At 52.2% G+C, this 13025-nt stretch carries 10 protein-coding genes; 1 reads left to right on the forward strand and 9 read right to left on the reverse strand.

Going from position 1 to position 13025, the window contains the following annotated elements:
• Window position 1 precedes the first annotated feature (1 nt).
• Complete coding sequence (locus F3J26_RS22005; RefSeq protein ID WP_008460153.1) at window positions 2-319, forward strand: PTS lactose/cellobiose transporter subunit IIA; 318 nt, start codon at window positions 2-4, stop codon at window positions 317-319.
• Window positions 320-468: 149 nt separating this feature from the next.
• On the opposite strand, the gene rpoC is transcribed toward F3J26_RS22005, so the two are convergent.
• From rpoC to F3J26_RS22050, 9 genes are all read right to left on the reverse strand, one after another.
• Window positions 469-4689, reverse strand: a complete 4221-nt coding sequence (rpoC, locus tag F3J26_RS22010) for a DNA-directed RNA polymerase subunit beta' (protein ID WP_039299359.1) — start codon at window positions 4687-4689, stop codon at window positions 469-471.
• Between the two features lie 75 nt (window positions 4690-4764).
• The gene (rpoB, locus tag F3J26_RS22015) at window positions 4765-8793 is read right to left on the reverse strand and encodes a DNA-directed RNA polymerase subunit beta (RefSeq protein ID WP_166995986.1); all 4029 of its coding nucleotides are present in this window, start codon (window positions 8791-8793) and stop codon (window positions 4765-4767) included.
• 326 nt (window positions 8794-9119) lie between these two features.
• Window positions 9120-9485, reverse strand: coding sequence for a 50S ribosomal protein L7/L12 (gene rplL / locus F3J26_RS22020; RefSeq protein ID WP_008460150.1), 366 nt, complete (start codon window positions 9483-9485; stop codon window positions 9120-9122).
• A gap of 66 nt (window positions 9486-9551) precedes the next feature.
• A complete protein-coding gene (rplJ, locus tag F3J26_RS22025) occupies window positions 9552-10049 on the reverse strand; it encodes a 50S ribosomal protein L10 (RefSeq protein WP_002438625.1) in 498 nt (165 codons plus the stop codon).
• 299 nt (window positions 10050-10348) lie between these two features.
• On the reverse strand, window positions 10349-11053 hold the full coding sequence (gene rplA / locus F3J26_RS22030) for a 50S ribosomal protein L1 (RefSeq protein ID WP_039289255.1): 705 nt from the start codon (window positions 11051-11053) through the stop codon (window positions 10349-10351).
• A 3-nt stretch (window positions 11054-11056) separates the two neighbouring features.
• Complete coding sequence (rplK, locus tag F3J26_RS22035) at window positions 11057-11485, reverse strand: 50S ribosomal protein L11 (RefSeq protein WP_008460147.1); 429 nt, start codon at window positions 11483-11485, stop codon at window positions 11057-11059.
• 154 nt (window positions 11486-11639) lie between these two features.
• Window positions 11640-12185, reverse strand: a complete 546-nt coding sequence (gene nusG, locus F3J26_RS22040; RefSeq protein ID WP_003862341.1) for a transcription termination/antitermination protein NusG — start codon at window positions 12183-12185, stop codon at window positions 11640-11642.
• A 1-nt stretch (window position 12186) separates the two neighbouring features.
• Window positions 12187-12570: a preprotein translocase subunit SecE gene (gene secE / locus F3J26_RS22045; protein WP_008460146.1), complete on the reverse strand. Its 384-nt coding sequence runs from the start codon at window positions 12568-12570 to the stop codon at window positions 12187-12189.
• Window positions 12571-12804: 234 nt separating this feature from the next.
• The coding region (locus tag F3J26_RS22050) for an EF-Tu C-terminal domain-related protein (RefSeq protein ID WP_500691202.1) at window positions 12805-13025 on the reverse strand (221 nt) is incomplete at its 5' end.

Genomic DNA, 13025 nt, shown 5'->3' on the forward strand with positions numbered 1-13025 from the left:
TGTGGAAGATTTAGAATCAATTATTATGGAACTGCTGGTCAACGCCGGCAGCGCACGTAGCCAGGCCCTGACTGCTCTGCAGCTGGCACGTAAAGGTGACTTTGAGGGTGCCGAGAAGGCAATGGAAGAGTCACACGAATTCGTGAAACACGCCCATAAAATCCAGACCCAGCTGATTGGCCTGGATGAAGGCTCCGGCAAACTGCCGGTAAACCTGATTACCGTTCACTCTCAGGACCACCTGATGAATGCCATGGTCATTCAGGATCTGGCTACCGATATGATTGAGCTTTACCGCCGCCTGCCGCTGGTGAAATAAGCCCTCTTTGCCCGACCCTAAAATGCCCGCATCGCGGGCATTTGTTTTTGTCTATTCCTGGGCACATCGTCAACAATTGAGCATTTAGTCAGTTTCAGGCATAAAAAAACCCGCCGAAGCGGGTTTTTTATTTCAGGCGTATCGCACGATTACTCGTCGTTACCGCCCAGGCCTGCGTTCAGCAGCTCTGCCAGGCTGGCAGAAGCATCTTCAGCAGTCACCTGAGGTGCCGCAGGGATTTCACCCGCTGCACGGCGACGCATACGATCCTGGTGGTACGCATAACCGGTACCGGCCGGGATCAGACGACCCACGATGACGTTCTCTTTCAGGCCGCGCAGTTCGTCGCGTTTGCCCGCAACGGCTGCTTCGGTCAGCACGCGAGTGGTCTCCTGGAACGATGCCGCGGAGATGAAGGACTCGGTTGCCAGAGAGGCTTTGGTGATACCCAGCAGATCGCGTGCAAAGGTCACGTTGATCTTGCCGTTCGCATCCAGTTCGCGGTTAGCGATCTTAATGCGGGAGTATTCAGCCTGCTCGCCTTCCAGGAAGTCGGAGCTGCCTGCGTTAACGATGGTGGCTTTACGCAGCATCTGACGAACGATAACTTCGATGTGTTTATCGTTAATCTTAACGCCTTGCAGACGGTAAACGTCCTGTACTTCGTTAGTGATGTAACGAGTTACAGCGTACACGCCACGCAGACGCAGGATGTCGTGCGGAGACTCTGGACCATCGGAAACAACATCACCACGTTCAACACGCTCGCCTTCGAACACGTTAAGCTGACGCCATTTCGGAATCATCTCTTCGTATGGCTCGCTACCGTCTACCGGGGTAATAACCAGACGACGTTTCCCTTTGGTTTCTTTACCGAAGGAAATGATGCCGCTGATTTCAGCCAGGATTGCCGGCTCTTTCGGACGACGGGCTTCGAACAGGTCAGCAACGCGTGGCAGACCACCGGTAATATCCTTGGTACCGCTGGATTCCTGTGGAATACGCGCCAGGGCGTCACCGGAGCTGATCTGAATACCATCTTCCAGCTGAACAATCGCTTTACCCGGCAGGAAGTACTGAGCCGGCATATCGGTGCCAGGGATCAGAACGTCGTTGCCTTTAGCATCAACGATTTTCAGAGCAGGACGCAGATCTTTACCACCCGCAGTACGCTCAGCAGAATCCAGAACGACCAGAGAGGACAGACCGGTCAGCTCGTCGGTCTGACGAGTAATGGTCTGGCCGTCGATCATGTCGGTAAAGCGAATGAAACCACTCACTTCCGAGATAACCGGCATGGTGTGTGGATCCCAGTTTGCTACGGTTTCACCGCCGGCAACCTGCTCGCCATCACCTTTCGCCATCACAGCACCGTAAGGCACTTTATAGCTCTCTTTGGTACGACCGAATTCGTCGATCAGTTTCAGCTCGGTGTTACGAGAAGTGATAACCAGTTTACCGCTGGAGTTCACAACCGACTTAGCGTTGCTGAGTTTGATGCTACCTTTGTTCTTAACCTGAATGCTGGATTCAGCAGCAGAACGGGATGCCGCACCACCGATGTGGAACGTACGCATCGTCAGCTGTGTACCAGGTTCACCGATGGACTGTGCCGCGATAACCCCGATAGCTTCACCTTTGTTGATGATGTGACCACGTGCCAGGTCGCGACCGTAGCAGTGAGCACACACGCCAAAGTCAGTTTCGCAACCTACTACGGAACGGACTTTCACGCTGTCAACGGAGTTAGCTTCCAGCAGATCACACCACTGTTCGTGCAGCAGCGTGTTGCGTGGAACCAGAATGTCCGCAGTGCCAGGCTTCAGAATATCTTCAGCAGTCACACGACCCAGTACGCGATCGCGCAGCGGCTCTTTAACGTCGCCACCTTCGATAACTGGCGTCATGGTGATGCCTTCCAGGGTGCCACAGTCGTCTTCAGTAACGACCAGATCCTGGGCAACGTCTACCAGACGACGAGTCAGGTAACCGGAGTTCGCCGTTTTCAGTGCGGTATCCGCCAGACCTTTACGAGCACCGTGAGTGGAGATGAAGTACTGGAGTACGTTCAGACCTTCACGGAAGTTCGCGGTGATTGGCGTTTCGATGATGGAGCCATCTGGCTTAGCCATCAGGCCACGCATACCGGCCAGCTGACGAATCTGTGCTGCAGAACCACGAGCACCGGAGTCGGCCATCATGTAGATGCTGTTGAAGGAAACCTGCTGTTCTTCGACGCCGTCACGGTTAATCACGGTTTCGGTTTGCAGGTTATCCATCATCGCTTTGGATACACGATCGTTCGCCGCAGCCCAGATATCGATAACTTTGTTATAGCGTTCGCCAGCGGTAACCAGACCGGACTGGAACTGCTCCTGGATCTCAGCAACTTCAGCTTCCGCTTCGCTGATGATCTCGTATTTTTTCTCCGGGATGACCATGTCATCGATACCAACGGATGCACCTGAACGCGCTGCGTAAGCAAAGCCGGTGTACATCGTCTGGTCCGCAAAAATAACGGTCGGTTTCAGGCCCAGAATACGGTAACAGGTGTTCAGCATCTTAGAGATGGCCTTTTTACCCAGCGCCTGGTTGACGATGGAGAAAGGCAGACCTTTCGGTACGATCATCCACAGAATCGCACGACCAATGGTGGTGTCGATCAGGCTGGTTTTCGCAACGAATGTGCCCTGAGCATCTTTTTCGTATTCGGTGATACGCACTTTAACGCGCGCATGCAGAGAGGCCAGGCCAGCGCGATAAATACGCTCAGCTTCTTTAGGGCCAGTCAGCACCATGCCTTCGCCTTTGGCGTTAACACAGTCACGGGTCATGTAGTACAGACCCAATACAACGTCCTGAGAAGGAACGATGATTGGCTCGCCGTTCGCTGGAGACAGGATGTTGTTGGTAGACATCATCAGCGCACGCGCTTCCAGCTGAGCTTCAAGCGTCAGTGGAACGTGTACTGCCATCTGGTCACCATCGAAGTCGGCGTTATATGCCGCACAAACCAGCGGGTGCAGCTGGATAGCTTTACCTTCGATCAGAACAGGTTCAAATGCCTGGATACCCAAACGGTGCAGAGTTGGTGCACGGTTCAGCAGTACCGGGTGTTCGCGGATAACTTCGTCCAGGATATCCCAAACGACAGCTTCTTCACGCTCAACCATTTTCTTAGCAGCTTTGATGGTGGTCGCGAGGCCACGCAGTTCCAGCTTGCCGTAGATGAACGGTTTGAACAGCTCCAGTGCCATTTTCTTCGGCAGACCGCACTGATGCAGACGCAGGTATGGACCTACGGTGATTACAGAACGACCGGAGTAGTCAACACGTTTACCCAGCAGGTTCTGACGGAAACGACCCTGCTTACCTTTGATCATGTCGGCCAAAGATTTCAGAGGACGTTTGTTAGAGCCGGTGATGGCACGACCGCGACGGCCGTTATCCAGCAGGGCATCTACCGCTTCCTGCAGCATACGTTTTTCGTTACGTACGATGATGTCAGGAGCCGCCAGATCAAGCAGACGTTTCAGACGGTTGTTACGGTTGATCACGCGACGGTACAGATCGTTCAGATCTGAGGTTGCGAAACGACCACCATCCAGCGGTACCAGCGGACGCAGATCTGGCGGCAGAACCGGCAGAACGGTCAGGATCATCCACTCTGGTTTGTTACCAGACTGAACGAACGCTTCCAGCAGCTTGATACGCTTGGTCAGCTTTTTACGTTTGGTTTCGGAGTTGGTTTCGTTCAGCTCTTCGCGCAGAGTTTCACACTCTTGCTCCAGATCCATGCTCTTCAGCAGGGCCTGAATAGCTTCCGCACCCATCTTCGCATCGAATTCGTCGCCGAACTCTTCCAGCGCATCCAGATACTGCTCTTCAGTCAGGATCTGACGGCGCTCGAGGTTGGTCATCCCGCCTTCGATAACAACATAAGATTCAAAGTACAGCACGCGCTCGATATCACGCAGCGGCATATCCAGCAGCAGGCCGATACGAGATGGCAGAGACTTCAGGAACCAAATGTGGGCAGTTGGAGAAGCCAGTTCGATGTGACCCATACGCTCACGACGAACTTTAGTCTGGGTAACTTCTACGCCACACTTCTCACAAATGACACCACGGTGCTTCAGGCGCTTGTACTTACCGCACAGGCACTCGTAGTCTTTCACTGGCCCAAAAATACGGGCGCAGAACAGACCGTCACGCTCAGGTTTGAACGTACGGTAGTTGATGGTTTCCGGCTTTTTAACTTCACCGAAAGACCATGAACGGATCATGTCTGGCGATGCCAGAGCAATTTTGATCGCATCAAACTCTTCGGTTTTAGTTTGCGCTTTCAGAAACTTTAATAAGTCTTTCACGGATTTGCTCCCGTCGGAGTTAGCACTCTGTGATGCCCGGCATTAGCCGGGCACCCTGGACCTTTTGAGCAACGATTACTCGTCTTCCAGCTCGATGTTGATACCCAGCGAACGGATCTCTTTCAACAGAACGTTGAAGGATTCCGGCATGCCCGGTTCCATCTGATGGTTGCCATCCACGATGTTCTTATACATCTTGGTACGGCCGTTCACGTCATCAGACTTAACAGTCAGCATTTCCTGCAGGGTATAGGCAGCGCCATATGCTTCCAGCGCCCACACTTCCATCTCACCGAAGCGCTGACCACCGAACTGAGCCTTACCACCCAGCGGCTGCTGAGTAACCAGGCTGTAAGAACCGGTAGAACGCGCGTGCATCTTGTCGTCAACCAGGTGGTTCAGTTTCAGCATGTACATGTAACCTACGGTTACCTGACGCTCAAACTGTTCACCGGTACGGCCGTCGAACAGGGTAATCTGACCAGAAGATGGCAGACCGCCGAGTTGCAGCAGCTCTTTGATTTCCGACTCTTTTGCACCGTCGAATACCGGAGTAGCAATCGGCATACCTTTTTTCAGGTTTTCAGCCAGACGCAGAACTTCTTCGTCGGTGAAGGTATTCAGATCAACCTTCTGACGAACGTCTGTACCCAAGTCATACGCTTTCTGGATGAATTCGCGCAGTTTCGCGACTTCCTGCTGCTGTTTCAGCATGGCGTTGATCTTCTCGCCAACGCCTTTCGCAGCCATACCCAGGTGGGTTTCCAGGATCTGACCGATGTTCATACGAGATGGTACGCCCAGCGGGTTCAGTACGATGTCTACCGGCGTGCCGTTTTCATCGTATGGCATATCTTCGATCGGGTTGATCTTGGAGATAACACCTTTGTTCCCGTGACGACCTGCCATCTTGTCACCAGGTTGAATCTGACGTTTAACGGCCAGATACACTTTCACGATTTTCAGCACGCCAGGTGCCAGGTCATCGCCCTGAGTGATTTTGCGGCGCTTAGCTTCGAGTTTCTTCTCAAACTCGTGCTTCAGCTCGTCGTACTGCTCTGCCAGCTGCTCCAGCTGGTTTTGCTTCTCTTCGTCGGTCAGGCCCAGTTCCAGCCAGCGGTCACGTGGCAGTTTGTCGAGCTTGTCAGCTTCAACACCACCGGAAACCAGCACAGCATAGATACGGCTGAACAGACCCGCTTCGAGGATCTGCAGTTCTTCAGACAGGTCTTTCTTAGCCTGCTTCAGCTGCATCTCTTCGATTTCCAGCGCACGTTTGTCTTTTTCCACACCATCGCGGGTGAAGACCTGAACGTCGATAACAGTACCGGAAACACCGTTTGGTACGCGCAGGGAAGAGTCTTTAACGTCAGACGCTTTCTCACCGAAGATTGCGCGCAGCAGTTTCTCTTCTGGCGTCAGCTGGGTTTCACCTTTCGGCGTTACCTTACCAACCAGAATATCACCGCCGGTCACTTCAGCACCGATGTACACGATACCGGATTCATCCAGTTTGGAGAGCGCAGCTTCACCCACGTTAGGGATGTCAGCGGTGATCTCTTCTGGCCCCAGTTTGGTGTCGCGAGACACACAAGCCAGTTCCTGAATGTGGATGGTGGTGAAACGGTCTTCCTGAACAACACGCTCGGATACGAGGATGGAGTCTTCGAAGTTGTAACCGTTCCAGGGCATGAACGCTACGCGCATGTTCTGGCCAAGCGCCAGTTCACCGAGGTCGGTAGATGGACCGTCTGCCAGCACGTCGCCACGTTCGATCGGCTCACCCAGGGACACACAAGGCATCTGGTTGATGCAGGTGTTCTGGTTAGAACGGGTGTACTTGGTCAGGTTGTAGATGTCGATACCCGCTTCGCCCGGGTACATCTCGTCTTCGTTAACTTTGATAACGATACGGGATGCATCAACGTACTGAACGGTACCGCCACGTTTAGCTACGGCAGTAACACCGGAGTCAACGGCTACAGCACGTTCCATACCGGTACCAACCAGCGGCTTATCAGCACGCAGAGTTGGAACCGCCTGACGTTGCATGTTCGCACCCATCAATGCACGGTTGGCGTCATCGTGTTCCAGGAACGGGATCAGGGACGCACCGACGGAAACCACCTGCTGGGTGGAAACGTCCATGTAGTCAACCTGGTCGTTGCTGAACAAGCTGGATTCGCCTTTGCTACGGCAGGTAACGAGGTCGTCTACGAAACGGCCTTCTTCGTTCAGGTTAGTGTTCGCCTGAGCGATGACGTAGTTACCTTCTTCGATAGCAGACAGGTAATGAATTTCGTCGGTCACAACACCGTCAACCACACGACGATACGGAGTCTCAAGGAAGCCGTATTCGTTAGTCTGTGCGTACACGGACAGGGAGTTGATTAGGCCGATGTTTGGACCTTCAGGGGTTTCGATTGGACACACACGACCGTAGTGGGTTGGGTGTACGTCACGTACTTCGAAGCCCGCGCGCTCACGGGTCAGACCGCCTGGGCCCAACGCGGAGATACGACGTTTGTGCGTAATCTCGGACAGCGGGTTGTTCTGGTCCATGAACTGAGACAGCTGGCTGGAACCGAAGAACTCTTTCACTGCCGCAGAGATTGGCTTGGCGTTGATCATGTCCTGAGGCATCAGGGTATCCAGATCGCCCAGAGACAGACGCTCTTTCACCGCACGCTCAACACGCACCAGGCCAACACGGAATTGGTTTTCCGCCATTTCGCCTACGGAACGGATACGACGGTTGCCGAGGTGGTCGATGTCATCCACTTCGCCTTTGCCGTTACGGATATCGATGAGCTTCTTCATCACTTCGATGATGTCGTCGTTGCTCAGGATACCGGAACCTTCAATCTCTTCACGCAGCAGAGAACGGTTGAACTTCATACGACCTACCGCAGACAGATCGTAGCGGTCTTCAGAGAAGAACAGATTCTCAAACAGGCTTTCGGCTGCTTCGCGTGTCGGTGGCTCACCAGGACGCATCATGCGGTAGATCTCAACCAGCGCGCTCAGGCGGTCGTTGGTTGGGTCGACGCGTACGGTTTCAGAAATGTACGGGCCGTGATCCAGGTCGTTGGTGAACAGCGTTTCGATACGCTTGTGGCCTGACTGGCTCAGTTTGGCCAGCAGATCCAAAGACAGTTCCATGTTCGCCGGGCAAATCAGTTCGCCGGTAGAAGCATCAACGTAGTCTTTAGCCGCAACTTTACCGGCAATGTACTCAACAGGAACTTCGATATGTTTGATATCGTCTTTTTCCAGCTGGCGAATGTGCCGCGCGGTGATACGGCGGCCTTTTTCAACGTACACTTTGCCGTCAGCTTCGATGTCGAAGGAGGCGGTTTCGCCACGCAGGCGCTCCGGTACCAGCTCCATCTGCAGCTTGTTGTCACGGATTTCGAAATTAACTTTCTCAAAGAACAGGTCAAGGATCTGCTCAGTGGTGTAGTTCAGTGCGCGCAGAATGATGGTCGCAGGCAGTTTGCGGCGACGGTCAATACGCACGAACAGGTTATCTTTCGGGTCGAATTCGAAGTCCAGCCAGGAACCACGGTAAGGGATGATACGTGCGTTATACAGCACCTTCCCTGAAGAGTGGGTCTTACCTTTGTCACTGTCGAAGAACACACCCGGGCTACGGTGAAGCTGAGAAACGATAACGCGCTCAGTACCGTTGATAACGAAAGTCCCGTTGTCGGTCATGAGCGGAATCTCGCCCATGTACACTTCTTGTTCTTTGATGTCTTTAACGGTGCCTTCCGGCGCTTCGCGCTCGTAGATCACCAGACGCAGTTTCACACGTAGCGGAGCAGAATACGTCACGCCACGGATTTGACATTCTTTAACGTCAAATACAGGTTCGCCCAGGCGATAGCTCACATACTGCAGCTCGGAGTTGCCGCTGTAGCTTGCGATCGGGAATACGGAGCGGAAAGCAGCTTCCAGGCCGTACTGTCCTTCGGGATCTTGCTCGATAAACTTCTGGAACGAGTCAAGCTGGATAGAAAGGAGATAAGGAATGTCCAGTACTTGTGGACGCTTTCCAAAATCCTTACGAATACGTTTTTTCTCGGTATAGGAGTAAACCATTAGGGTTCCTCAGCTCGCTGACAAGTCGACCCATCTGCCCGTCGAAAGGGGCAGTTTATGCAACACTATTTTGTGGACCGGAAAGTGGAACACTCCCCGCAATACCTGTTTCTATCACTCTTAAACCATTTCATTGCGCTTTACCCCGGAACTCCCGGCGTAGAAAGTCGCAGTATATTAAGGCGTCGATAGAAACATGCATTGAATGGAAACCAGCAGTCAAACAGTGTGAAACACTACTGGCACCCTACAGCGCAAAAAGGCTGGTGACTAAAAAGTCACCAGCCATCAGCCTAATGACTTAGGCTGCAACCGGAAAGGTTGGCTTATTTAACTTCAACTTCAGCGCCAGCTTCTTCCAGAGATTTTTTCAGAGCTTCTGCGTCGTCTTTGCTGATGCCTTCTTTCAGAACGGCATTCGGGGTTTCTGCCAGGTCTTTAGCTTCTTTCAGACCCAGGCCAGTTGCGCCACGAACTGCTTTGATTACGGCAACTTTGTTAGCGCCAGCAGATTTCAGAATAACGTCGAACTCAGTTTTTTCTTCAGCAGCTTCAGCTGGGCCAGCAGCAACAGCTACAGCAGCAGCAGCAGAAACACCGAATTTTTCTTCCATTGCAGAGATCAGTTCTACAACGTCCATTACGGACATAGCGGATACTGCTTCAATGATTTGATCTTTAGTGATAGACATTTAAATTGTTCCTGAATATCAGAATAAGTTTATACGTAAGCGAATACTTGATAAAGAAAACTGCGATTAAGCAGCTTCTTTCGCATCGCGTACAGCAGCCAGAGTACGAACCAGTTTGCCAGCCGAAGCTTCTTTCATGGTTGCCATCAGGCGTGCAATTGCTTCTTCGTAGGTCGGCAGAGTTGCCAGGCGGTCGATTTGCGACGCCGGGATCAGCTCACCTTCAAAGGCAGCGGCTTTGACCTCAAATTTTGCATTCGCTTTAGCGAACTCTTTGAACAGACGAGCAGCAGCGCCCGGGTGTTCCATAGAATATGCAATCAGGGTCGGACCAACGAACGCGTCTTTCAGGCACTCAAACTGAGTACCTTCAACAACACGGCGCAGCAGGGTGTTGCGAACAACACGCATGTAAACGCCGGCTTCGCGACCTGCTTTACGCAGTTCGGTCATTTTGTCTACAGTAACGCCACGGGAATCCGCAACTACTGCAGACAGCGCGCCTTTGGCTACTTCGCTGACTTCAGCAACAATCGCTTGTTTGTCTTGAAGATTTAAAGCCATTAGCTTTTGCTCCTGGGTTTTAGCCGGGACGAAACGTCCCGAAACTCACTTCGCACTTAACCAAAATGGAAAAGTGCGTCTACATACGGTGAGCAGAAACAAGCTAAAGACTATCTAAAAATATTCTTCAGGTTCTGTCACCGTCTACGCAGGCAATTAAGTCTCTTGCGAAACACCTGCGGTCTTGGACGGAGGCCTGGATAAGGCCAGGCTCCAACCGAAAATTCTTTGTGTTCTGCCTAAACAGAACAACGGGCGTAAGATAATAGACTAATCTTTCGCCCGCGTAAAGGCGATTATTAGTTCGCCGCTGCGTTCAGACCAGCCTGGTCAACCGCAACACCTGCACCCATGGTGGTGGAGATGCTAACTTTCTTGATGTACACGCCTTTTGCCTGAGATGGTTTTGCTTTTTTCAGCGCAACCAGCAGAGATTCCAGGTTTTCTTTCAGTTTGTCAGCGTCAAAGTCCACTTTACCGATGGTGGTGTGGATGATGCCGTTTTTGTCGTTACGGTAACGAACCTGACCTGCTTTAGCATTTTTAACTGCTTCAGCAACGTTAGGAGTTACGGTACCAACTTTCGGGTTTGGCATCAGGCCGCGTGGACCCAGAACCTGACCCAGCTGGCCAACAACGCGCATTGCATCTGGAGATGCGATAACAACGTCGAAGTTCATTTCGCCTTTCTTGATCTGGTCAGCCAGATCTTCCATACCTACCAGCTCTGCGCCAGCAGCTTTAGCTGCTTCAGCGTTAGGGCCCTGAGCAAATACGGCTACGCGAACGGAACGGCCAGTACCGTGTGGCAGTACAGTTGCACCACGAACGTTCTGGTCAGATTTACGAGCATCGATGCCCAGGTTAACAGCAACGTCAACGCTTTCAACGAACTTAGCGGTAGCCAGTTCTTTCAGCAGAGCGATAGCTTCGTTGATGTCGTACTGTTTGGTAGCATCAACTTTGTCACGGATCACGGACATGCGCTTGGTCAGTTTAGCCATTTCTTAGTCCTCCACTACCAGGCCCATGGAACGTGCAGTACCTTCAATGGAGCGAGTCATCGCTTCAATGTCGGAACCAGTCATGTCGGCAGCTTTGGTCTGCGCGATTTCCTGCAGCTGGGCGCGGGAAACTTTACCCACTTTGTCTTTGTTCGGCTTACCGGAACCAGACTTGATACCAGCCGCTTTCTTCAGCAGAACTGCTGCTGGAGGGGTTTTGGTAACGAAAGTGAAAGAACGGTCAGCGTAAACGGTAATAACAACCGGAATTGGCAGACCTTTTTCCAGGGATTCAGTTTTTGCGTTAAACGCTTTACAGAATTCCATGATGTTCACACCCTGCTGACCCAGAGCTGGACCAACTGGTGGACTTGGGTTCGCCATACCAGCTGCAACCTGCAGCTTGACGTAGGCTTGTACTTTCTTAGCCATTCTAAAATCCTCTGATTGGGTAATAGCGCCTCAAGAAGGCTCCCCGTGAATAAACGTCTTACGTGTACTGGACACATAAAAACAAAAGGCGCGAAATTGTATGCCAATTTCGCGCCCTGTGCAATGAACAATCGCTGCTTAAACGATCAAATTATCAGGCTTTTTCCACCTGAGCAAAATCCAGCTCAACCGGCGTCGCACGACCAAAGATGGAAACGGAAACCTTCAGGCGGCTCTTCTCGTAATCCACTTCTTCCACTACACCGTTGAAGTCCGCAAATGGACCGTCATTAACGCGAACCATTTCACCTGGTTCAAACAGCGTTTTCGGACGCGGCTTGTCACCCACCTGCTGCAGGCGGTTCATGATCGCATCAACTTCTTTATCGCTGATTGGGGCTGGACGATCGGAAGTCCCGCCGATGAAACCCATTACGCGCGGAACGCTACGCACCAGGTGCCAGCTCGCATCGTTCATCACCATCTGGACCAGAACGTAACCCGGGAAGAATTTACGTTCGCTCTTACGGCGTTGGCCACCGCGGATTTCAACAACCTCTTCGGTTGGAACCATCACTTCGCCAAACAGCTCTTCCATATTATGGAGTTTGATATGTTCGCGCAGCGACGTGGCTACACGACCTTCAAAACCGGAAAACGCCTGAACGACGTACCAACGCTTTTTAGGGGCTTCAGACATCTCAGAACCTCAGGCCAGTAATAAAAGATACCAGGCGGACCAGAATACCATCCAGCCCCCACAGAATCAGTGACATCACAGCGGTAACCGCTGCCACGATTAAAGTGGTGTGCAGAGTTTCCTGGCGAGTAGGCCAAATAACCTTACGTACTTCCGTTCTTGCTTCACGAGCAAACGCTACGGTTGCTTTGCCTTTTACCGTCAGCAGCGCAACACCACCTGCGGCTGCAATCAGAATGACCACAGCCAGTGCACGAAGCGGCAGAGTGATATCACGATAAATGTAGTTGCCCACGATTGCCACGAGCAGCAAAACGACTACTGCCAGCCACTTCATCGCTTCGAGGCCACGCCCGCTCCCTTGAGCTTCGGTATTCGCACTCATAAACCAACCTGTCACAATAAATCAGACAAACACTTTTGCCCCGCCACTGCGAGGCAAACCAAACCGAATGGCTCTTTTCAGACACTACCCGGCATAAACGCCATCTTCAGAGCCTGTCTCAGCAATGATTATCGGTAAAAAATCACTGATGAGCCAGGTTCTGGTTCGAAAGCGTACAAAAAGGGCATCAAATGATGCCCTCTTCTTGTGCATTGCGTCAAATGTTATCAGCGATTAAGCGATAACTTTAGCTACAACGCCTGCACCAACGGTACGACCACCTTCACGGATTGCGAAACGCAGACCGTCGTCCATCGCGATTGGGTGGATCAGGGTAACAACCATTTTGATGTTGTCGCCTGGCATTACCATCTCTACGCCTTCTGGCAGTTCGATGGTACCGGTCACGTCAGTTGTACGGAAGTAGAACTGTGGACGGTAGCCTTTGAAGAACG

Origin of the sequence: Enterobacter sp. Ap-867, assembly GCF_011752855.1 — a bacterium.
Classification (GTDB): Bacteria; Pseudomonadota; Gammaproteobacteria; order Enterobacterales; family Enterobacteriaceae; genus Cedecea.

Excerpts from the sequence above, each read along its gene's own strand:
- rplK (WP_008460147.1), bottom strand. The coding sequence starts at position 11,485 with ATGGCTAAGAAAGTACAAGCCTACGTCAAGCTGCAGGTTGCAGCTGGT.
- rplJ (WP_002438625.1), bottom strand. The coding sequence starts at position 10,049 with ATGGCTTTAAATCTTCAAGACAAACAAGCGATTGTTGCTGAAGTCAGC.
- rplA (WP_039289255.1), bottom strand. The coding sequence starts at position 11,053 with ATGGCTAAACTGACCAAGCGCATGTCCGTGATCCGTGACAAAGTTGAT.
- rpoB (WP_166995986.1), bottom strand. The coding sequence starts at position 8,793 with ATGGTTTACTCCTATACCGAGAAAAAACGTATTCGTAAGGATTTTGGA.
- rplL (WP_008460150.1), bottom strand. The coding sequence starts at position 9,485 with ATGTCTATCACTAAAGATCAAATCATTGAAGCAGTATCCGCTATGTCC.
- nusG (WP_003862341.1), bottom strand. The coding sequence starts at position 12,185 with ATGTCTGAAGCCCCTAAAAAGCGTTGGTACGTCGTTCAGGCGTTTTCC.
- secE (WP_008460146.1), bottom strand. The coding sequence starts at position 12,570 with ATGAGTGCGAATACCGAAGCTCAAGGGAGCGGGCGTGGCCTCGAAGCG.